Annotated in this window: 23 protein-coding genes and 1 pseudogene; 9 read left to right on the top strand and 15 right to left on the bottom strand. The window is 71.6% G+C overall.

From position 1 onward, the window contains the following. Positions 1–64: 64 nt before the first annotated feature. Positions 65–1,138 carry a nucleotide disphospho-sugar-binding domain-containing protein gene (locus AB0A63_RS24360; RefSeq protein WP_360395428.1) on the top strand — a complete coding sequence of 358 codons (1,074 nt, stop codon included), beginning with the start codon at positions 65–67 and terminating at the stop codon, positions 1,136–1,138. A gap of 54 nt (positions 1,139–1,192) precedes the next feature. Then, complete coding sequence (locus tag AB0A63_RS24355) at positions 1,193–2,338, top strand: glycosyltransferase (RefSeq protein WP_360395426.1); 1,146 nt, start codon at positions 1,193–1,195, stop codon at positions 2,336–2,338. A 22-nt stretch (positions 2,339–2,360) separates the two neighbouring features. On the opposite strand, the gene AB0A63_RS24350 is transcribed toward AB0A63_RS24355, so the two are convergent. From AB0A63_RS24350 to AB0A63_RS24335, 4 genes and pseudogenes are all read right to left on the bottom strand, one after another. Further along, positions 2,361–2,744 carry an STAS domain-containing protein gene (locus tag AB0A63_RS24350; protein WP_360395424.1) on the bottom strand — a complete coding sequence of 128 codons (384 nt, stop codon included), beginning with the start codon at positions 2,742–2,744 and terminating at the stop codon, positions 2,361–2,363. Between the two features lie 165 nt (positions 2,745–2,909). After that, positions 2,910–3,173, bottom strand: a complete 264-nt coding sequence (locus tag AB0A63_RS24345; protein WP_360395669.1) for an ATP-binding protein — start codon at positions 3,171–3,173, stop codon at positions 2,910–2,912. A 91-nt stretch (positions 3,174–3,264) separates the two neighbouring features. Then, positions 3,265–3,360 (bottom strand): annotated as a pseudogene (locus AB0A63_RS24340) (hypothetical protein); the annotation flags it as partial. Positions 3,361–3,462: 102 nt separating this feature from the next. Next, positions 3,463–4,500, bottom strand: a complete 1,038-nt coding sequence (locus AB0A63_RS24335) for an FAD-dependent oxidoreductase (RefSeq protein ID WP_360395423.1) — start codon at positions 4,498–4,500, stop codon at positions 3,463–3,465. A gap of 70 nt (positions 4,501–4,570) precedes the next feature. Between AB0A63_RS24335 and AB0A63_RS24330 the strand changes: the two genes are divergently transcribed. After that, a complete protein-coding gene (locus tag AB0A63_RS24330) occupies positions 4,571–5,443 on the top strand; it encodes a LysR substrate-binding domain-containing protein (RefSeq protein WP_360395421.1) in 873 nt (290 codons plus the stop codon). A gap of 200 nt (positions 5,444–5,643) precedes the next feature. After that, on the top strand, positions 5,644–6,825 hold the full coding sequence (gene tuf / locus AB0A63_RS24325; protein WP_360395419.1) for an elongation factor Tu: 1,182 nt from the start codon (positions 5,644–5,646) through the stop codon (positions 6,823–6,825). Between the two features lie 139 nt (positions 6,826–6,964). Here tuf and AB0A63_RS24320 read toward each other — a convergent pair whose 3' ends face one another. Genes AB0A63_RS24320 through AB0A63_RS24290 form a run of 7 tightly spaced genes read right to left on the bottom strand, consistent with a single transcriptional unit; the run spans position 6,965 to position 12,384 of the window. Then, on the bottom strand, positions 6,965–7,564 hold the full coding sequence (locus tag AB0A63_RS24320; protein ID WP_360395418.1) for a DUF6766 family protein: 600 nt from the start codon (positions 7,562–7,564) through the stop codon (positions 6,965–6,967). 56 nt (positions 7,565–7,620) lie between these two features. Continuing rightward, complete coding sequence (locus tag AB0A63_RS24315) at positions 7,621–8,571, bottom strand: TIGR03557 family F420-dependent LLM class oxidoreductase (protein ID WP_360395416.1); 951 nt, start codon at positions 8,569–8,571, stop codon at positions 7,621–7,623. Beyond that, positions 8,568–10,325 (bottom strand): thiamine pyrophosphate-requiring protein, encoded by a 1,758-nt coding sequence (locus AB0A63_RS24310; RefSeq protein WP_360395414.1) that lies wholly within the window; start codon positions 10,323–10,325, stop codon positions 8,568–8,570. The genes AB0A63_RS24315 and AB0A63_RS24310 overlap by 4 nt, the downstream gene beginning before the upstream one ends. After that, positions 10,322–11,044, bottom strand: coding sequence for a metallophosphoesterase (locus AB0A63_RS24305; RefSeq protein WP_360395412.1), 723 nt, complete (start codon positions 11,042–11,044; stop codon positions 10,322–10,324). The genes AB0A63_RS24310 and AB0A63_RS24305 overlap by 4 nt, the downstream gene beginning before the upstream one ends. Then, positions 11,041–11,289, bottom strand: coding sequence for a BON domain-containing protein (locus AB0A63_RS24300; RefSeq protein ID WP_360395410.1), 249 nt, complete (start codon positions 11,287–11,289; stop codon positions 11,041–11,043). The genes AB0A63_RS24305 and AB0A63_RS24300 overlap by 4 nt, the downstream gene beginning before the upstream one ends. Continuing rightward, a complete protein-coding gene (locus AB0A63_RS24295; RefSeq protein ID WP_360395409.1) occupies positions 11,252–11,842 on the bottom strand; it encodes a nucleotidyltransferase family protein in 591 nt (196 codons plus the stop codon). Before AB0A63_RS24295 ends, AB0A63_RS24300 begins: the two co-directional genes overlap by 38 nt. 35 nt (positions 11,843–11,877) lie before the next feature. Further along, entirely contained in the window at positions 11,878–12,384 is a 507-nt protein-coding gene (locus AB0A63_RS24290) for a GNAT family N-acetyltransferase (RefSeq protein WP_360395407.1), read from the bottom strand. Positions 12,385–12,475: 91 nt separating this feature from the next. Here AB0A63_RS24290 and AB0A63_RS24285 point away from each other — a divergent pair, with 91 nt between their 5' ends. Beyond that, a complete protein-coding gene (locus AB0A63_RS24285; protein ID WP_360395406.1) occupies positions 12,476–12,709 on the top strand; it encodes a zinc-ribbon domain-containing protein in 234 nt (77 codons plus the stop codon). On the opposite strand, the gene AB0A63_RS24280 is transcribed toward AB0A63_RS24285, so the two are convergent. Further along, positions 12,688–12,867, bottom strand: a complete 180-nt coding sequence (locus AB0A63_RS24280; RefSeq protein WP_360395404.1) for a hypothetical protein — start codon at positions 12,865–12,867, stop codon at positions 12,688–12,690. The two genes, AB0A63_RS24285 and AB0A63_RS24280, sit on opposite strands and share 22 nt — an antisense overlap. A gap of 110 nt (positions 12,868–12,977) precedes the next feature. Here AB0A63_RS24280 and AB0A63_RS24275 point away from each other — a divergent pair, with 110 nt between their 5' ends. Next, a complete protein-coding gene (locus tag AB0A63_RS24275; RefSeq protein ID WP_360395403.1) occupies positions 12,978–13,661 on the top strand; it encodes an SRPBCC domain-containing protein in 684 nt (227 codons plus the stop codon). Further along, a complete protein-coding gene (locus AB0A63_RS24270; protein WP_360395401.1) occupies positions 13,658–14,482 on the top strand; it encodes an alpha/beta hydrolase in 825 nt (274 codons plus the stop codon). The genes AB0A63_RS24275 and AB0A63_RS24270 overlap by 4 nt, the downstream gene beginning before the upstream one ends. Here AB0A63_RS24270 and AB0A63_RS24265 read toward each other — a convergent pair. Both AB0A63_RS24265 and AB0A63_RS24260 read right to left on the bottom strand, forming a co-directional pair. Continuing rightward, positions 14,392–15,597 (bottom strand): MFS transporter, encoded by a 1,206-nt coding sequence (locus tag AB0A63_RS24265; RefSeq protein WP_360395399.1) that lies wholly within the window; start codon positions 15,595–15,597, stop codon positions 14,392–14,394. The genes AB0A63_RS24270 and AB0A63_RS24265 overlap by 91 nt on opposite strands. 76 nt (positions 15,598–15,673) lie before the next feature. Further along, positions 15,674–16,072, bottom strand: coding sequence for a DUF2000 domain-containing protein (locus AB0A63_RS24260; protein WP_360395397.1), 399 nt, complete (start codon positions 16,070–16,072; stop codon positions 15,674–15,676). Between the two features lie 50 nt (positions 16,073–16,122). Here AB0A63_RS24260 and AB0A63_RS24255 point away from each other — a divergent pair, with 50 nt between their 5' ends. Further along, complete coding sequence (locus AB0A63_RS24255; protein WP_360395395.1) at positions 16,123–16,884, top strand: AraC family transcriptional regulator; 762 nt, start codon at positions 16,123–16,125, stop codon at positions 16,882–16,884. 12 nt (positions 16,885–16,896) lie between these two features. Beyond that, on the top strand, positions 16,897–19,497 hold the full coding sequence (locus AB0A63_RS24250; protein ID WP_360395393.1) for a BTAD domain-containing putative transcriptional regulator: 2,601 nt from the start codon (positions 16,897–16,899) through the stop codon (positions 19,495–19,497). Here the strand turns inward: AB0A63_RS24250 and AB0A63_RS24245 are convergent. Then, positions 19,466–20,488 carry an FAD-dependent monooxygenase gene (locus AB0A63_RS24245; RefSeq protein ID WP_360395392.1) on the bottom strand — a complete coding sequence of 341 codons (1,023 nt, stop codon included), beginning with the start codon at positions 20,486–20,488 and terminating at the stop codon, positions 19,466–19,468. The two genes, AB0A63_RS24250 and AB0A63_RS24245, sit on opposite strands and share 32 nt — an antisense overlap. Positions 20,489–20,509: the final 21 nt, after the last annotated feature.

Genomic DNA, 20,509 nt, shown 5'->3' with positions numbered 1-20,509 from the left:
AGGGGCACGGCCCTCGCGGCGTTGTTCTCAGACTGCTCTCACCCAACGCGTCTAACCTGGCCATATGCGTGTTCTCGTGGTGTCGGCCCCTCTGCTCGGGCACGTCTTCCCGCTGGTGCCGCTGGCGCTGGCGCTGCGCGAGGCCGGTCACGAGGTGGTCGTCGCCACCGGTGGTGAGGCGCTGAAGGCCGCGGAGTCGGGCCTGCCGGTCGAGGACGTCGTCCCGGCCGGGGTCCACTTCGGCCGGATCGCGGCCCGGATCGTGGTCACGCACCCGCTGGTGGCGCGCAGGGAGCTGCGGGGCAGCGGTGAGCTGGGGTTCGTCTCCCGCCTCTTCGGCGCCGTCGGCAACGCGATGACGGCACCGTTGCGGGAGCTCGCCGCACGCTGGCGCCCGGACGTGGTGCTGCACGAACCGCTGGCCGCCGCGGGTTCGGCGCTGGGCGTGCCGTCGGTCGTGCAGGACGTCTCGCTGTTCGACGGGCTGCGGCTCACCGCCGCCGTCAGCGCTCGCATGGACGCCGAGACCCGTTCTCCCGCAACGGTTCTGCGCACCGCTCCCGCGAGTCTCGCGGAGTTCCCCGGTGGCCGGCCGATGCGGTTCGTGCCGCACAGCGGCGCTGGGGACGTGCCGGGCTGGCTCGCCGAACCGTCCGGCACGCCGCGCATCCTCGTCAGCCGCAGCACCGCGCCGGGTCCCGGTGCCGGCACGATGATGGCCGCGGTGGTGCGGGCCGCCGCCCACGTCGACGCCGAGTTCGTGCTGGTCCGCCCGGACCGCACCGGCGGGCTGCCGGACAACGTGCGCACCACCGGCTGGGTGCCCGTCCCGGCGGTGCTGCCGTTCTGCGACGGCATCGTCCACCACGGCGGCGCGGGCACGCTGCTGGCGGCGCTGGCCGCGGGCGTCCCGCAGCTGGTCGAGCCCGGCCCCGGCGACCGGACGGTGCACGCCACCGCGGTCGCCGAGCGCGGCGCCGGGCTGAAGGCGGCGGCCGGTGACGTCACCCCGGAACTGCTGACCACGCTGATCACCGCCCCGGCTCTGCAGGCGGCCGCGCTGGAGGTGAGCACCGAACTCGCGAAGATGCCTTCACCCGCTGATATTGCCGCCGAATGGGAAAACATCATCACCTAGATCGAGCAAGCTGAACCGCACCCGGTTCAACGGGGCAGCACCTACTGTGATCGCGTGCGCATTCTCTTCTCGAGCCTGGGCTCGCACGGACACACCTATCCGTTGCTCCCGCTCGCGGTCGCCGCCCGCGAGCAGGGACATGACGTCCTCTACGCCGTGGACTCCGGTTTCCACGCCCCGCTGGCGCCGCTGGGGTTCACGGTCGTCGATGCGGGCCTGAGCATCTTCGACGCGTTCCACCAGGCCAACAGCCTGCACGGCACCGACCGGTTCACCCGCGACATGCTGCGGCAGACCGCCTCGGACGCCTTCGGTTCGGTGCTCCCCCGCGCCTACGCCCAGGACCTGGCGCCGGTCATGGAAAGGGACAAGCCGGACCTCGTCGTCTTCGAGATCATCAACCCCGGTGCGGGCATCGCGGCCATGCAGGCGGGAATTCCGACCGTGTGCCACGGATTCGGCAAGGTCGACGACCAGATGATCCCGGCGACCATGGTGGACCCGTTGCTGGCGTACCTCGCGGAACTCGGCATAACGCTGCCGAATGGGCAGAACTTCGGTCTCGGTTCGCCTTATCTCGACATCTTCCCGCCGTCGTTGCAGGACCTCGACCACCTGAGGGGCGTCGAGCGCATCCCGGTGCGGCCGGTGCCGTTCGCCGAGCCGCAGCCGCTGCCGGACTGGGTGCTCGAACACCGCAGGCCGCTGGTGTACCTGACGTTCGGCACGGCGTTCGCGGGTCTTGAGCTGATCCAGCGCGCGATCGCCGGGCTGTCCCGGTTGGACGCCGAGGTCCTCGTCGCCACCGGACCGCTGGTGGAGGCGTCGCTGGTCGACGGCGTGCCGGACAACGTGCACGTCCTGTCGTGGGTGCCCCAGGCGGATCTGCTCGCGCACGCGGATCTCGTCGTGCACCACGGCGGCAGCGGCACCACGGTGAGCGCCATGACGGCCGGGGTGCCGCAGCTCGTGCTGCCGCAGGGCGCCGACCAGTTCCGCAACGGCGAGCTGGTGGCGGCGGAGAACCTCGGTTCCCACCTGGTCGACGACCAGTTCACCGCCGACGCCGTGCACGAGACGGCGGCGAAGCTGCTGAACGACGCGACCGTGCACGACGCCGTGGAGCGCATCCGGCTGGAGATCGCGGCGATGCCGTCGCCCGCGGACGTGGTGCCCAGGCTGGTCGACCTGGCCGGTTAGGCGCGCGGGTGCCCGGCGGGGGTCACTCGCTGGGCACCGGCTTCAGCGCGGTGAGGGCCTCCGGCACCGAGTCGTGCAGCAGGAGGACGTCCGCGACCCCGGTGACCTGCAACGGCCTGCGCACAGCCCGGTGCGGTGCCACGACGCGGAGGTCCTTGCCGTGCTCGTCGGCGAGCTCGTGGGCGGTGATCAGGGTCGAGATGCCGGTCGACCCGAAGAAGCTGACCTCGGTCAGGTCGGCGACCAGGGCCGACCCGCTCGTCTCGAAGCCCAGGCGCAGCGCGTCCAGCACGACGTCCGCGGTGTCGACGTCGATCTCACCCTCCACCGCGACGACCACCACCCCGGCGACCTCGTCCGCTCGCACGGTCAGCAGCGGCGACTCATTGAACTGATCTTCGTTCACCAGCACTCCCCGGTGGCCGAAGCGCGTATGACCCTGACTCCGAGCACGCTGCTGAACCCGGCTGCGTCATCGACGTTACGGCTGTTGCTTTCGGACCACAACCTATTGCAAACCCCTCCGTCGAACGGCGGCGACCGCCCTGCCTCCCCGGTCGGCGCTCGGAGATCACGGTCGCACATCCGGCAGCCAGAACTCCACGAGGGTCCCTCCGTCGGGCGGTCGCACGACGGTGCACCGGCCACCGGCCGCCTCGGCGCGTTCGCGCGTCTCGACCAGCCCGAAGGGCCTGGCGACCTGGTCACCGGCGGGCAGTCCGATGCCGTCGCCGGTCACCCGCACGAGGAAGCCCTGGTCCACAGTGGACATGTCCACGAGCACCGCCGCGGCCCGCGCGTGCTTGCGGACGTCGGTGAGTGCCTCCTGGCAGATGCGGAGGGCGGTGATGGCCGCGTTCGATGCCGGGCGGGCGGACCTGGAGGACCAGGTCGCGCAGCCGGTCGACGGTCTCGCGCACGACGGCCTCGCGCACGTCGTCGTCGAGCTGTTCGGCGGTGTGGCGGTGCTCGTCGGGGAGCGTGCGGGCGAGTAGCTGGAGCCGCAGGCCGACTGCGATCACGACCTGGAGGGGGTCGTCGTGGACGTCCCAGGCGATCCGCCTGCGTTCCTGCTCCTGCGGTCGGGTGCCGTGCGCCGGACGTCGGCGAGGGCGTCATGGTCGTCAGCGCACGGCGAAGCGGAAGTTGCGCGACCGGCCGACGACGAAGGGCCGGACCAGGTCGAACACCTCGGCGTGCGCCCGTTCGGCGCCCAGCCGCGGTGAGATCAGCTTGAGCAGGTGGGAGGCGGGCCCGCCGATGCCGGCGCCGAGCGGGAGGAGGCCGAGGAAGATCGGGACGTCGGCGGTGGCGGCTTTCACGCGGACGCTGTGCAACGTCTCCGCGGGCAGTTCGCCGAGCAGCACGTTGTCGCCCTGGTAGGTGTGTGGCGGCAGTTGTGCGCCGAGCGCCTTGTGAAACGGCTTCACACCGAAGTCCTCGGTGAGGCGTGGCGCGACCTTCAGGCCCTCGACGTCGAACGGCCGCGTGCTCGCGAAGGTGATGCGCACGGTGTTCCTGCCCCGGAGCGGTGGCGGGAGCATCGGCAGGTCGGGGAACGCGATGGTGGCGAGCTGCGGTGTGACGTGGTCGGGCAGGTCCCAGCCGTGGAACGCGTCGAACACCGCTTCCGCGTGTGTCGCGTCGAAGTACATCTCACCGCTGTGAACCCGGTTCACAGGCAGAAGCTCGAACTCCATCGTCGTCACGACATCGCCGACCTCGGTCGTGCCCAGGACGCGGTCCGCTGCCAGGCCGAACTCGCGGGCGAGCAGCCCGTACCCGCCGCCGAGGGTGTAGCCGACGACGCCGACGCCGGCCGCGTCACCGCTGAGCGGGGCGAGGCCGTGCGGGGCGGCGGCGTCGATCACCTGCTGCCAGACCGCGCCGGCCTCGACGGTGGCGGTGCGGCGGTCCGGGTCGACGTGGACGGCGTTCATCCGCCTGGTGGAGATGAGGACGCCGGTGGTGGGGGTCGTGAGGCCGTGGCCGGTGGCCTGCACCTCGTACGGCAGGCCGTTGGTCTCGGCGTACTCGACCGCCTTCTCGACGTCGTGGGCGGTCTCCACGACGAAGACGACCTGTGGTTCGTGGCGCAGGCCGGTCTGGAAGCCGCTGCGCTCGTCGTCGTAGCCGGGGTCTCCTGGGTGCAGGATGTGCATGATCTCATCGTTGTTGAGCTGCGGTTATATGTCCAAGAGCTGGTTGTGCTCGTGGCTAGAATCGTTCGTTATGGAGCTTCGGCAGCTTGAGTACTTCGTCGCGGTCGTCGAGGAGGGGTCGTTCACGCGGGCCGCGGAACGGGTGCACGTCGCGCAGCCCGGGGTGAGCGCGCAGATCCGGCGACTGGAGCGGGAGCTCGGGCACGACCTGCTGGACCGGTCGGGGCGGTCGGTGACGGTGACCGACGTGGGCGCGGCGGTGCTGCCGCTGGCGCGGGCGGCGTTGCGGTCGGTGGAGTCGGCGCGGCGGACCGTGGAGGAGCTGGCCGGGCTGGTGCGCGGGACCGTGCGGGTGGGGATGGTGGTGTCGTGCGGGATCGAGGACCTGCCGGAGCTGCTGTCGGCGTTCCACTCGGCGCATCCGGGCGTGGAGATCACGCTGGCGGAGGCCAACTCCGACGAGCTGGTCGAGTCTCTTGTGGAGGGACGGCTCGACCTCGCGCTCGTCGGGTACGCGGGCGGGACGCCGGCCGGGTTGTCGGTGCGGGTGCTGGCCGACGAGCCGCTCGTGGCGGCGGTGTCGGAGTCAGATCCGTGGTACGGCAGGGAATCCGTGCCGCTGGACGAGCTGCTGGAACGCGGGTTGATCAGCCTGCCGGTCGGGACGGGCCTGCGCGGGGCGTTGGACGCGGCCTGCGGCGCGCGGCGGCCGCGGATCGCGTTCGAGGCCTCGGCGCCGCCGATGGTGATCACGCTGGCGCAGCGCGGTCTCGGGCCGGCGATCCTGGCGGGCTCGATGGTGTCCGGTCTGCACCCGGTGCGGATCACGGACCCGGTGCCGCACAGCCGGTTGGCGCTGGCGTGGCGGACCGGCGGCCCGCACAGCCCGGCCGCGCGGGCGTTGATCAGGCTCGCGGAAAACCGGGTGACAGCGGATCTGTGAGTCTGCCACGATCTGCGGCATGTTCGTGACGGCTGAGAACGCGATGCACGCAGGTGTTCCTGCGGGCGCGCTCGCCGTCGCCTCGGCACAGCCGGCCGGCGCTCGACTCTGACCCTTCTCCAGTCCGTTCCTCCAGGACCGCTGGGGGAGGGTCGTGGTGGTCGATCGGTTCTGGGCAACCCGGCTGTGTTCTCGAGGGAATGATGAAGCAGGAGTTCGTGCGCGCCAAGCCGCACCTCAACATCGGCACGATGGGTCACGTCGACCACGGCAAGACCACCCTGACCGCCGCCATCACCAAGGTCCTGTCCGAAGTGGACCCGTCGGCCACGTCCTTCACCGCGTTCGACCGCATCGACCGCGCCCCGGAGGAGCTGGTCCGCGGCATCACCATCAACATCGCGCACGTCGAGTACGAGACGCCGACGCGGCACTACGCCCACGTCGACATGCCCGGCCACGCCGACTACGTGAAGAACATGATCACGGGTGCGGCGCAGCTCGACGGCGCGATCCTGGTGGTCTCCGCCGAGGACGGCTCCATGCCGCAAACCCGCGAGCACGTGGTGCTGGCGCGGCGCGTGGGCGTGCCGCACGTGGTGGTGGCGCTGAACAAGGCCGACGCGGTCACCGACCCCGAGCTGCTCGACCTGGTGGAGCTGGAGATCCGCGACCTGTTGTCCCGCTACGGTTTCGACGGCGACGCCACCCCGGTGGTGCGCGTCTCCGGCCTGCGCGCGCTGCAGGGCGACCCGGTGTGGACGCGGTCGGTGCTGGCGCTGCTGGAGGCCGTGGACACCCACGTCCCCGTGCCGGAGCGGGACGTGACGAGCCCGTTCCTGATGCCGGTCGAGAACGTCCTGACCATCAGCGGCCGCGGCACCGTCGTGACCGGCGCGGTGGAACGCGGCGTGCTCAGCCTGGGCGACCAGGTGGAGGTGATCGGCCTCGGCGCCGCGGTGACGTCCGTCGCCACCGGCATCGAGACCTTCGGCAAGCCGATGCACCAGGCCCAGGCGGGCGACAACGCGGCGGTCCTGCTGCGCGGCGTCCGCCGCGGCGACGTCCGCCGCGGCCAGGTCCTCGCCCAGCCCGGCACCGTCGCCCCGCACACCCGCTTCCGCGCGTCGGTGTACCTGCTGTCGCACGAGGAGGGCGGCCGGCACACCGGCATCGCCACGAACTACCGCCCGCAGTTCCACTTCCGCACCGGCGACGTGGTGGGCGTGGTGCACCTCGACGCGCCGGCCCTGCCCGGTGACACCGTCGAGGTCACCGTGGAGCTCGGCAAGGCGGTGGCGATGGACACCGGTCTCGGGTTCGCGATCCGCGAGGGCGGCAAGACCGTGGGCGCGGGCACGGTCGGCGAGATCCTCGCCTAAGGCGGCGGCGACGGCCCGAGAAGGTGGTCGCGCTGCCTGGCAGGAGGGCGTGACGAGGGCTTCCGGCTCTCGTCACGCCCTCCTGTTTTGGCAGGTGGCTGGGGGTTCTTGCGCCCGGCGGACTTGACCCGCCGAGCCGTCACCCCGACCGGTCGCTCACCGAGTGCGGCACCCCGACGGGCTTCGACTCCGGTGATCCGCGCTGCCGCAGGTAGACGCTCAAGAAAGCCATGGAGGCGATCGCCAGGAACTCCGACTGCCAGTTCTGCAACGACCGGCTCCAGAAGTCCGAGCTGAGGAAGTACTCGAACAGTCCCATCCGGGTGGCCAGCGGGTCGGAGTTGTTGGCGAACCACCCGGCGATCCACTGCATGGTCCACGAGAAGAGGAACAGCGTCAGCATCGCGAGACCGAGCGACTTCGAGTAGAGGGAGGTGCGCCAGCCGCCGGCACGGGCCCAGCGCGGGGACGACTCGGTGGTGTGGGCGCCGAGTTGCTGGTCCTCGTCGGACCCCGGACCCGTCTTGTCGGCGGGTTTGGACTCCGGGGAGCCGCGTTGCACGAGCCAGACGGTGGCCCACACGTAGAGGAAGAACTGGAGGTACTCGGACTGCCAGTTCTCGACGACGTCGACGAGGAAGTCCGCGGAGACCAGGTAGGAGCCGAGGGTCAGGAGGGGCTGGCCGAGCGCGGCCTGGCGGTCGTTGTAGTCGGTGTGGCCCGCGAGGAGCCGGCCCACACTTCGTGGACCGGCTCCGACTTCGAAGGGCGGCACCGACCGCGAAAGCAGCCCGCTCACACCTCGAGGAGCGGCACGACCTCCTTGGCCCAGAACTCGAAGAACGCCTCCTGGTCGGGCCCGATCTGCTGGACGTACAGCTCGTCGAACCCGGCATCGACGAACTCCTTGACCTTCTCGGCGTAGCGCTCGGGGTCGGGACCGCACGGGATCGACTCGCGGATCATGTCGGGGGTCACGAGCTGGGAGGCCTGTTCGAAGTGGCGCGGGGTCGGGAGGACCTGGGCGAGCTCACCGGGCAGGCCGTCGTTGGGCCACAGGCGGTGCGCGGTGGTGACGGCGTCCTCTTCGGACGGTGCGTAGCAGACCTTGAGCGCACTCTGGGAGGGGCCGCGGCCACCTTCGGCGCGGTACTTCTCCAGGAGGTCGCCGGAGGGGCCGACGCACATGTAGCCGTCGCCGGCGCGGGCGGCGAGGCGGACGGCTTTCGGGCCGAAGGCGGAGACGTAGATCGGGACCGGGCGGTCGGGGAGGGTGTAGATGCGGGCGTTCTCAACGGTGTAGTGCTTGCCGTGGTGGGTGAGCTCCTCGCCCTGGTGGAGGGTGCGGATGATGCCGATGGCCTCCTCCAGCATCTCCAGGCGCACGTCGGCGGACGGCCAGTGGTCGCCGAGGACGTGTTCGTTCAGGGCCTCGCCGCTGCCGACGCCGAGCACGAAGCGGCCTTCGCACTGGACCGCGGCGGTGGCGGCGGCCTGGGCGATGACGGCCGGGTGGATGCGGACGGTCGGGCAGGTCACCGCGGTGGTGATCGGGATGGACACGGCTTCGGAGAGGGCGCCGATGGTGCCCCAGACGAACGGGGACTGGCCCTGTTCGTCGTTCCACGGGTGGTAGTGGTCGGAGATCCACAGGGCCTCGAAGCCGTGCTGGTCGGCCAGGCGGGCGTTGCGGACCAGCTCGCGCGGGCCGTGTTCTTCTGAGGAGAGGAAGTAACCGAGCTTCACGGCAGCAACTCCTGGATCTTGGTGCGCAGGCCGCGCGTGATGAGGCCCCAGGCGTCGGGGTCGCCGCGCAGCACTGCTTCGGTCATGTCCTTGATCTGCTCGAACGTGGCGTGTGGCGGGATCGGTGGCACGTCCGGGTCGCAGCGCACGTCGAGGACGGTGGTGCCCTCGTAGGCGAGTGCGGTGTCCCAGGCGGGGCCGAGCTGGTCGGGGTCGTCGACCTCGATGCCCTGCAGGCCGATGGACCGGGCGAACTGCGCGTACGAGAGGTCCGGGAGGTCCTGGGACGGCTCGAACTTCGGGGCGCCGCCCATGGCGCGCAGTTCCCAGGTGACCTGGTTGAGGTCGTTGTTGTGGAACACGCACACGACGCAGCGGATGTTGTGGTGCCGCAGCGTGAGGAGTTCGGCCATGCCGTTCATCTGCATCGCGCCGTCGCCGACGAGTGCGATGAGCGGCCGGTTCGGCTGGGCGAACGCGGCGCCGAGGGCGTACGGCACGGCGCAGCCCATGGTGGCCAGCGTGCCGGACAGCGAGGACCGCACGTCGCCGCGGATCTTCAGCAGGCGCGCGTACCAGTTGGTCGCGGAACCGGAGTCGGCGGTGACGATCGCGTTGTGCGGCAGGCGCTGGGACAGCTCGTGCACGATCCGCATGGGGTTGACCGGGTCGGCCGGGACGAGCGCCTGCCGTTCCAGCACCTCCCACCAGCGTTCGACGTTCTTCTCGATCGTCTCCCGCCACGAGCGGTCGGTCTTCCGTTCGAGCAACGGGATGAGGGCGCGCAGCGTCGCGCGGGCGTCGCCGACGAGGTTGACCTCGGTTGGGTAGCGCATGCCGATGGTGCTGCCGTCGGCATCGATCTGCACTCCCCGCGCGGCACCGGGCTTCGGCAGGAACTGCGAGTAGGGGAAGTTCGACCCGACGATCAGCAGCCGGTCGCAGTCGCGCATCAGCTCGTAGCTCGGTCGTGTTCCGAGCAGGCCGATGGACCCGGTCACGTACGGCAGCTCGTCGGACAGGACGTCCTTGCCCAGCAACGCCTTCGCGACGCCGGCGCCGAGCAGTTCCGCGACCTCGCCGACCTCGGCGGCGGCACCGCGCGCGCCCTGGCCGATCAGGATGGCGACCTTCGAGCCGCTGTTCAGGACCTCGGCGGCGCGGCGCACCTCGTCGTCGGCAGGCACGACGACGGACGACGGCCGGGACGGCGGGCTGGACGGGATGTGCTTGAACTCGTGCTTGGGAGGTTCGTACTCCTGTTCCTGCACGTCGTTCGGGATGATCACCACGGCAGGCGCGCGTTCGGTGGCGGCGGTGCGGAACGCCCGGTCGAGGGCGTTCGGCAGCTGCTCGGGCACCGTGACGTCGATCAGGAACGAGGCGACGTCGCGGAACAGCGCGTGCAGGTCGACCTCCTGCTGGAAGCTGCCGCCCTGCGCGGTGCGCGCGGTCTGGCCGACGATCGCGACGACCGGCACGTGGTCGAGCTTCGCGTCGTACAGGCCGTTGAGCAGGTGGATCGCGCCCGGTCCCGAGGTCGCGAGGCACACGCCGACGTCGCCGCTGAACTTGGCGTAGCCGACGGCGGCGAACGCGGCCATCTCCTCGTGCCGGGTCTGGATGAACTTCGGGTCGTTGTCCGCTTTGCCGAACGCGGCCACGATGCCGTTGATGCCGTCACCGGGGTAGGCGAACACCTGCGCGACCTTCCAGTCGCGCAGGCGTTGCACGATGAAGTCTCCGACGGTCATGCCGACGCCCCTTCGAGCACGTACACCGCGTAGGCGGAGCGGATGATCGGCTGGGCGACGTTGCGGACCCGCACGCCGCCGGGGGTCATGCCCTGTTCGGTGCCGAAGTGCGCGTGCCCGTGGATCGCGAGGTGCGTGCCGGTCTTGTCGATCGCCTCGCCGAGCAGGTACGAGCCGAGGAACGGGTAGATCTCCGGTGGCTCGCCGCGCAACGTGTCGGGCACCGGCGCGTAGTGCGTGAGCGCCACCTTGATGTCGGTTTCCAGTTCGGACAGTGCGCTTTCCAGCGTCCCGGCGATGTCGCAGGTGTGCTGGATGAACGCCTTCATCTCGCGTTCACCGAACGCGCTGCCGCACTTGCCGGCGAACCCGCCGCCGAAGCCCTTCACCCCGGCGACGCCGAGGGTGCAGCCGTTGATGCGCGTTTCGAAGGTCGTGCCCTCCAGGACGTGGATGCCCTTGTCCTGCAACGTCTTGGTGACTTCGAGCGGTTTGTCGTCCTGGTGGTCGTGGTTGCCGAGCACGGCGATGACGGGCACCGGGAGGTCCGCGAACTCGTCGGCGACGACCTCGGCCTCGGCGACCGTGCCGTGCCGGGTCAGGTCACCGGCCAGCAGCAGCACGTCGGCGTGCTCGCCGACCTTCTCCAGCGCGGGCCGCAGGTGGCCGCGCATGTCCTCGCCCAGGTGGACGTCGCCGACGGCGGCGATCCGGATCATCGCAGGTCCTCCTCACCCTCCGGTTCACCGGCCGGTGTCACGCGCACGTCGTTGAGGATCGTCAGCTCGGGCGCTGCCTCGTGCAGCACCTCCTCCAACGCGGCCTTGCGGTCCGCGCACGCGACGTCGCCGGAGAGCATCACGTTGTCGCCGCGCACGGTGACGCGCACACCGAGCTCGGCCGTTCTCGGGTCCTCCGCGACCGCCCTACGCAGATTCGCCGCGAGGTACTGCTCGGAGCCCATGGTCCCTCCCGATGATGTCCAGGCGTTCGATGAGCACCAGGAACGCCTCCGCGTACGGCGAGTTCTTGGTCTCGTCGCGCACCTGCTGCCAGTCGATCTGCTCTCTGAGCGCGCGGGCGAACGGCAGCAGCTCGCTGAAGTCGCAGCGGTGCCCGTCGAGCACCAGCAGCTTGCTGATCAGCACGTACGTCGCCGGCATCACCGGCAGCATGACCGAACCGACCGGCATCTCCTCGGCCATCGCGAGGAGGTCGTCGGTCACGGGCCGCTCGTTGGGCCGGAACAGCAGGTCCACCAGCGAGTCGCCGTCGTAGACCTTCAGCAGCCAGTCCTCCGGCGGTTCCGCGGCCCTCAGCCCGCGCGCGACCAGCACCCGCACGGCTTCCGTCGCGTCCTGCTCGCGCACGAGCAGGTCGACGTCGTGCTCGCTCGTCGGGCCGCCGCGCGCGTAGCCGGCGCACCCTCCGGTCAGGGCGAATGGAATCCCTTCGCTGCGTAACGCGTTCGCGACTTTGGTCAGCGTCCGCAGCAACTCGTCCTGCACGTCGCTCATGTCAGCGGTTACCCGCGTTGCCCGCGCGGTGAACCTCACACCCGATCAGTGGCGAGCCGGGCGTGCCGTTCCGCGTCGAACCGCTGCCCGTCGTGCAGGAGCCGGCCCCGTTCGACGCCTTCCACCGCGTAGCCGGCGCGGGTGGCCACGCGACAGGAGGCGGGGTTGTCCACCCGGTGGGCGAGCTCCAGGCGGAACAGCCCGAGCTCCGTGAACGCCCAGTCGCTGACCGCGCGGCAGGCGCGGGTCGCGAGTCCTCTGCCGCGTGCGTGCTCGCGCACCCAGTACGACACCCAGCCGGTCTGGTGGCGTCGTTCCACACTCGACACGGCGATGTTCCCGGCCGGTTCGCCGTCCAGGAGCACGGCGAAGGTGTAGGCCACGTCGTCCACGCGCCGCACGGCGAGCAGGTCGATCCACGAGACGGCGTCCTCCAGGGAGGTGATCTCGGTGGTGAACTGGCGGTCCATCAGGGGTTCGCGGGCGGCGGCGAGGAGCACGGGGGCGTCGTCGGGCCGCCAGGGTCGCAACAGGTCGTCCACCTGTCCACCTTCTGAAGATGGCGGACCGGCTGCAACTCAGCGGGCCCGCGGGACGTCATAGGGACAACCCCAACCCCCAGGGAGCACGCGGATGGTCATCTTCGGCTGGCGAACGACGGTCCAGCAGCTCGTCATGCTGACGCTGGTGTGCGGCCACTGCGGTCACCAGGCGGCGCACAGCCTCACGCGCCGGGTCACGAAGCCCACGGTCTTCTTCATCCCGCTGTTCACGATCAGCCGCAGGTACGGGATGCAGTGCACGTTCTGCGGTGTCGCCTACGACATCAGCTCCACCCACGCGCATCAGCTGGGCGCGGGCGTCTGACAGGCGGCGCAGCCGGGCGCGTCCGCGTCGGTGGTGACGCGCCCGCACTCGGGGCAGACCAGGTCGAGGAAGCACGCACTCGAACCGGCGTCGCCGAGGTCCACGGCGAGCCGCTCGTCGCGACCGAGCGGACCGGGACGGTCATCACCGTCAGCCATCCTCCGAGCGTACGCCCGCACTCCCCCTTAACCGACAAATTTTTTCTTCTTGACGACAATTTTCTTCGGCGGCAGGATGACACCATGCCGCAGGAGAGGGAGAGCAGCTGATGGGCCACGCGTTCGAAGCGACCGACAGCGCCGAGGTACCGGCCTCGGTCGACGAGGTCTGGGAGGCGATCGCCACCGGACCGGGCATCGACTCGTGGTACATGGGCCGCAACGAGGTGCGGAACGGCCAGGTCACGATGGCCTTCGGCGCCTACCGGCCGACTTCGGAGGTCACCGCGTGGGACCCGCCGAAGCACTTCGCGCACGACAGCGGCAAGGCCGGGGACGGCCGGTTCATCGCCTACGAGTTCCTGGTCGAGGGCCGTGACCACGGCAGCACGGTGCTGCGGATGGTCACGAGCGGTTTCCTGCCCGGCGACGACTGGGCCGACGAGTTCGAGGCGATGCAGCTGGGCGGCGCGCTGTTCTGGCGCACGCTGGTCGAGGACCTGGGCCACTTCGCCGGCCGCACCGCGCAGCCGTTGACCGTCTTCGGGCCCGAGGTCACCGACTGGGACGAGGCGTGGCGCAGGCTCGACGACGCGATCGAGGCGAAGCTCCCCGGTGCCGTCGAGTACCACCGCAACTCGCACACCCTCGGGCTGCGCACCGAGAACGGCATGTACCGCTTCCTGCGCGGCTTCCACGGCCCGATGATCGCCGCGCACCACGTCTTCGCGGGCGACGAGTCCGAACAGGACTGGCAGCTCTGGCTCGAGAACACCCTGGGAGAGCAGAAATGACCCGCTTCACCACCTCGGCCGACGGCACGCAGGTCGCCTGCTCGACCACCGGCTCCGGTCCCGCGCTGCTGCTCGTCGACGGCGCACTGTGCCATCGGAGGTTCGGGCCCAGCACGGAGCTCGCGTCCGTGCTGGACAAGGACTTCACCGTCCACACCTACGACCGCCGCGGCCGGGGCGAGACCGGGGACGGCGCCACGCCGTGGTCGCTGGAGCGCGAGGTGGAGGACATCGAGGCCGTCATCGGGGAGGCCGGCGGGTCCGCGTTCGTCTTCGGCGTCTCCTCCGGCGCGGTGCTGGCGCTCGAAGCCGCGTCGAGGCTGCCGTCGATCACCCGGCTCGCGGTCTACGAGGCGCCGTTCGTCGTGGACGACACCCACCCGGCCCGTCCCGCCGACTACGTGCGGACGGTGGACGACCTCATCGCGCGCGGCGACCGGTCCGGCGCGCTGTCGTCGTTCATGAAGCTCGTCGGCACGCCCGGTTTCGCCGTCGCGGTCATGAAGCTGACGCCGGTGTGGAAGAAGCTCAAGGCCGTGGCGCACACGCTGCCGTGGGACCTGCGCATCCTCGGCGAAGACGGCCGCGGCGAGCCGCTGCCGGCCGGCCGCTGGCACGTCGAGGTGCCGACGCTCGCGATGGACGGCGGCAAGTCGCCCGTGTACCTCCGCAACGCGATGAAGAACGTCGCGGAGGTCGTCAAGGGCGCCGAGCACCGCACGCTGGCTGGTCAGACGCACATGTACAAGTCCTCGGTGATGGCGCCGGAGCTGGTGGAGTTCTTCTCGCGGGCCCAGCGCACCGCCGGTCCCATCGCGTAGCCGGCCAGCACGAACAGCCCGCCGACCAGCAGCCAGCCGAGGCTCCCCCACCCGAGCACGACGGTCGTGAGCAGGGCCGGACCGACCATGCGCGCGACCGCCGTGCCGGTGCCGAAGAAGCCCTGGTACTGGCCCTGGCGGTCGGCGGGCGCGAGGGAGAAGCCGATCTCCCAGGCCCCGGAGGCGAGCATCATCTCGCCGAGCACCTGCAGCGCGGCGGCCGCGACCAGCAGCGCCGCCGCGGGCCACGCCCCGATGCCGAACGCCGTGGCCGCGAAGACCACGCAGGACGCGCCCAGCACCAGCCCGGCGTGCCGCACCAGCCCCGCGGCCCGCGTGAGCTCGGTGGCCCGGCGGGCGATGCGGACCTGGAACAGGACGACGGCCGCGGTGTTGAGGACCAGCAGCGCGGCCGCGAGCCACGTCGGCGCCTCGGTGCGCTGCACGATCCACAGCGGGATGACCAGGCTGAGCAGCGGCATGTACAGCAGCATCACCGCGTTGACCAGCGTGACCAGCACGTATGGCCGGTCCTTGAGCACCTCGAACCGGCCGGGTGCACGGGTCGTCACGGTCTCCGGCAATGTCGCGAGGATCGCCGCGGCGGCGAGGAAGCTCAGGGCGTCCAGCGCGAACACCGCCGTGTAGGCGAGCTCCGTGCCGAGGTGCAGCGCGAACCCGCCCGCCGCCGCGCCGATCGCGATGCCCGCGTTGGCCGTCGACTGGATCCGCGCCCGCACCCGCGTGCGCTCCTCGGGCGTCGTCAGTCCCGCGAGCAACGCCTGCCTGGCCGCCTGCAACCCGCTCTGGAAGCTCGCGTACAGGCACATGACCAGCACGAACGCCAGGTGACCCCGTGCGACGAGCAGAACGCCGATGCTCGCCGCGGTCAGCGCCGCCAGCACGACCGCGGTGGTGCGCGGCCCCCACCGGTCGGCGAGCGAGCCGAGTGCGACACCGGCCGCCGCGCCGGCACCCCACGCGACGGTGAGGCCGAGGCCGACCTGCGCCGGGCTCAGGCCGGCCACGAGCGTGAAGTAGAGGGCCGAGCAGACGAGGAAGCCGCCGTCACCGATCGAGTTGGTCAGCTGCGCGTACGCGAGTCGCCGGGTCATGGAACGACCGTAGGACGCCGATTGGCCCTGACCTTGGGACAAGAACGCACTGCTTCTCTGGGCCAATTTGGATCGGTCAGGGGTGCATCCGCGCTCCCTTGAGGATCTTGTCGATCGCGTTCTTCTGGCCGTGCACCGCGAGGCCGACCAGGTCGAGGTCCCGGGTGTGCACCTTGCGCACGGCGGCGCGGTTGTCGGCGTCGTTGCCGGTCGAGAACAGGTCGGCCGTGAAGATCGACATGGCCTGGTTGCGGGTCAGCGCGCGCTGGTGGGCCTTCGTGAGCACGTCCCGGTCACCCTGCAGGACCACGACGGGCTGGCCGAACATCGGCAGGTAGGTGACGTCGTCGGCGTCGGTGTACGGCTCACCGCGCAGCTCCTGCGGGAGGCCGCTGACGAGGAAGGCGGTGACGTTCAGCGCCTGCCAGGAGGCCAGGTCGTCCCGCAGCAGCACAGCGATCTTGGTGTCGAACATGGCGTCCACCATCGCGGGTGGGGCCGCCGCCGGTCTTGTACGTTCCTGACATGAGCAGCACCGCCTGGCGCCCGGCGGTGGACGGCATCCGGGAGGTCTTCCACGCCGAGTTCACCACCCACGTCTACCCGGCGCACACGCACGACGCGTGGACGTTGTTGCTGATAGACACGGGTGCGGTGCGCTACGAGCTGGACCGGCACGAACACGGCGCGCTGGTCGACGGGGTGACGCTGCTGCCGCCGCACGTGCCGCACGACGGCCGGTCCGCGCACGAGTCGGGCTTCCGCAAACGGGTGCTGTACCTCGACGGCGACGTGCTGCCCGCCGGGCTCGTCGGCAAGTCCGTCGACACCCCGATGCTCGCCGACCCCTTGTTGCGCAGGCGGGTGGACCAGCTGCACCTGGTGCTGGACGAGCCGCTGGAGGCGCAGAGCCGGCTGGCGCTGATCACCGAGCGGATCACGCACCACTTCGCCGGGACCGCACCGCAGGTGTTCGCCGACCCGACGCTGGCCGACCGGCTGCGGGAGCTGCTCGACGCGTCGCTGCCCGCGGGTCTCACGCTGGCGGAGGCGGCGGCCGAGCTGCAGAGCAGCCCCACGCACCTGGTGCGCGCGTTCAGCCGGCGGTTCGGGTTGCCGCCGCACCGCTACCTGACCGGGCGGCGGGTCGACCTGGCCCGCCGGCACCTGCTGGAGGGGCGGCCCGCGGCCGAGGCGGCGGTGCTGGCCGGGTTCCACGACCAGTCGCACCTGACCCGGCACTTCCGGCGCGTGCTCGGTACCAGCCCGGGACGGTTCGCGCGCTGACAGAATCAGCCGGTGCACGTCGACGTCCTCGGTCCGGTGGAGGCCCGCACCGCAGCGGGCAAGGTCGCGGTGGGCGGTCCGCGGCCGCGCACCCTGCTCGCGTTGCTGGCGCTGCGGGCCGGTGAGGTCGTGCCCGTCGACCGGCTGATCGACGAGCTGTACGGCGAGGCACCGCCGTCCGACGCGGCGAACGCGTTGCAGGGCCAGGTGTCGCGGCTGCGCCGGGCGCTCGGGGCGGCCGAGCTGGTCGAGCTGCACCCGGCCGGGTACCGCCTCGCGCTCGACCCGGACACCGTTGACGCGCACCGGTTCGCGGCGCTGGCGGCGGCCGGGCAGCAGGCGCTCGACCGGGGTGACCCGCAGGCGGCGGAGGCACTGCTGGCCGACGCGCTGGCGTTGTGGCGCGGGCCCGCACTGGGCGGCACGACCGCGACCGGGCACGCCGACCGCCTTGAACGGCAACGCCGGAGCGCCGCGCACGGGTTGATCGCCGCGCGAGTCCGGTTGCACAGGGCGGACGTGCAGGAGATCCAGGACCTCGTGCGGCAGCACCCGCTGGACGAACGGCTGCGCGGTTTCCTGATGCAGGCGCTGCACCAGCAGGGCCGGTCGGCCGAGGCGTTGCAGGCCTTCGAGGACGCCCGCGCCGTGCTGGCCGAGGAGCTCGGCACCGACCCGTCCGCCGAGCTGCGCGCGATCCACGTGCAGCTGCTGCGCGGTCAGGCACCGCGGGAGCTGCCCGCCCAGCTCACCGGTTTCGTGGGCAGGCAGGCGGAGCTGGAGCGGCTCGCGGGACTGACCGAGGACCGGCTGGTCACGCTCACCGGTCCGGGCGGGGCGGGCAAGACCCGGCTCGCGCTGCGGGCGGCGGCCGACGACGCCGTGTTCGTGGACCTGGCACCGGTGCACGACGTGGCCGCGGCGACGCTGCAGGCGTTGGGGCTCAAGGAAACCGTGCTGCCACCGGAGGAACGGCTGACGCTCGCGCTGAAGGACCGCGCGGTCCAGCTCGTCCTCGACAACTGCGAGCACGTCGTCGAGCAGGCGGCGCGGCTGGTCCAGCACCTGCTCAGCACGTGCCCGCGGCTGCGGGTCCTCGCGACCAGCCGGGAGGCGCTGGGCATCACCGGCGAGACGCTGTGCCCGGTGCCGCCGCTCGACCCCGAGCAGAGCGTGGCGCTGTTCGTCCAGCGCGCCAGGGCCGTGCGGCCGTCGTTCACCCGCGACGAGCACACCGACCGCATCTGCCGCGAGCTCGACGGCCTCCCCCTCGCCATCGAGCTGGCCGCCGCCCGCGTCCGCACCCTCAGCACCGAGGACATCGCGCGGCGGCTGGGCGACCGGTTCCGCCTGCTGTCCAAGGGGAACCGCGCCGCGGCACCCCGCCACCAGACGTTGAGCGCGGTCGTGGGGTGGAGCTGGGACCTGCTCACGCCCGACGAACGCGACCTCGCCACGGCGGTCGCGACGTTCAGCGGTGGCGCCACCCTCGACGCCGTGGAACAGGTGGGCGGGCACGACCTGGAGGTGCTGGCAGCGCTGGTGGACAAGTCGCTGGTCGAAGCCGCCGACGGCCGTTACCGCATGCTGGAGACGATCCGCGAGTTCTGCGCGCGGCACGGTCGCGCCGACGCCGGGCACGCCGCGTTCTACAGCGCACTGGCCCGCCGCGCCGACCCCGAGCTGCGCGGCCCCGGCCAGCTGCGCTGGCTCGCCGCGATGAGCGCGGAGCACGCCAACCTCCTGCAGGCGCTGACCTGGACCACCGCCCACGAGCCGGCGGCCGCTCTGCGCCTGCTCGCGGACCTGTCCTGGTACCTGTACGTGAAGGGCAGCCGCACCGAGGTCGAGCCGATCGCGCGCACCCTGCTCGGCGTGGTGCCCGAGCAGGTGAGCGAGGAGTACGCGATCCTGCTGGCACTGGCCGCACCCGAACGCGTCCGCGGTGTCCTGGAGCAGCTGCGCGGCCCGGTGCGCCAGCCGTTCGTGCTGATCGCGTGGGCCATGCTGGCCGGGCCGCCCGACCGCGACCGCCCGCGCACCCCGTTGCAGGAGGCGGTCGAGAACAGCACCGACCCGTGGGTGCGGGGCCTGATCGCGTTCAGCACCGCCTACACCGAGTGGGCGGTGAACGGCGACCGCGCCCTGGCCGTCGAACGGTCCCGGGAGGCCCTGCGCCGGTTCCAGGACCTCGGTGAGCGCTGGGGCGCGGCCCAGGTCCTCGACGTGCTCGCCACCCTGACCGACGACCCGCACGAGGCGCTGGCCCTCACCGACGAGGCCCTGCGCGCCGTCGGTGAGCTGGGTGCCACCGAGGAGCTGGCCGAGCTGCGCGGCCGCCGCGCCGACCGGTTGCTCGACCTCGACCAGGACGCCGCCGAACGCGACTACCGCGAGGCGCTGGACCTGGCGACCCGCGCGGGTCTCGCCGCGACCAGGGCACTGGCCCACGTGGGTCTCGCGGAGATCGCCCGCCGCCGGGACGACCCGGCGGAGGCGGAGCGGTTGCTGCTGGCCGCCGACCGGGAGCTCGGGTTCGGGTGGATGCACGCGAACGCCAAGCAGCAGGTGGAGGCGGCGCTCAGCGCACTCGCGCATACTCGGGGAGCTTGATCGCGGTGGCGGCCCTGAGGTCCATGCGCGCGAACACCGGTGCCTTGTCCAGGAACCCGAACACCCGGTCGCGCACCCACATGCCGAGCCGCGTGCCCGGCGCGAGGAACGGTCCCGGGTTGCCCTGGCAGCCGCGGGCGTACGGGCCGACCAGTGCCTCGTAGCGGGCGAACGCGTCACCGCCCGCGGCCAGCTCCCCGGCCAGCACGTACGCGCTCACGACCGCGAGCCCGGTGCCCATGCCGCCCAGCGTCGAGCCGTACCCGGCGTCACCGAGCAGGGTGACCCGCCCCGAGCTGACGGACGGCATCCGCACCTGGCTGATCGAGTCGAAGTAGACGTCGGGAGCGATCAGCTCGTCGGGCAGCAGCTCCGGTGGCACCGGCGACTTGAACAGCACCCAGCCCGGTGCGCTGAGCACCCCCGGCGCGCAGGTCAGGTCCCGGTCGTCGCCGTCGGCGGGCCAGAGGGCGAAGTAGTAGCCCTGGAACCGCGGCCGGTAGTCCGGGAAGGTGAGCCGCCGCACGCCGGAGCGCATCCCGTCCGCGCCGACGACGAAGTCGAACCGCCGCGGCCGGCCGCGGGCGAACTCCACGTCCACGCCGGCGCCGTCGTCGTGCAGCGCCGTGACCCAGTCACCGAACACGTACTCCGCGTCCGCGGCGCTCGCGTCGTGCAGCAGGCGGGACAGGTCCCCTCGGAGGACCTCGACCTCACCCGCTGTGAACGACGCGGGCAGCCGGGCGCGTTCCCGTCCGTCGACACCGCGGAACACCATGTCGCGCGGGGTCGTCGCGGCGGCGCGGACGGCGTCGAGCAGACCCATCCGCCGCAGCACGGACAGGTGCGCCTCGCCGCGGAAGTCGACGGCCTGGCCGCCGGTCCGCAGCGAGGGCGCGCGTTCGACGACCGTGGCCGAGATCCCGAAGCGGGACAACCAGAAGGCCAGTGCGGGGCCGGCCACGCCGGCCCCCGAGATCAACACGTCCATGGCCCGGCAGGCAACACCGGG

It is taken from the genome of Lentzea sp. NPDC042327 (assembly GCF_040647275.1).
Taxonomy (GTDB): domain Bacteria; phylum Actinomycetota; class Actinomycetes; order Mycobacteriales; family Pseudonocardiaceae; genus Lentzea.
This window is presented reverse-complemented; position numbering and strand designations above follow the sequence as displayed.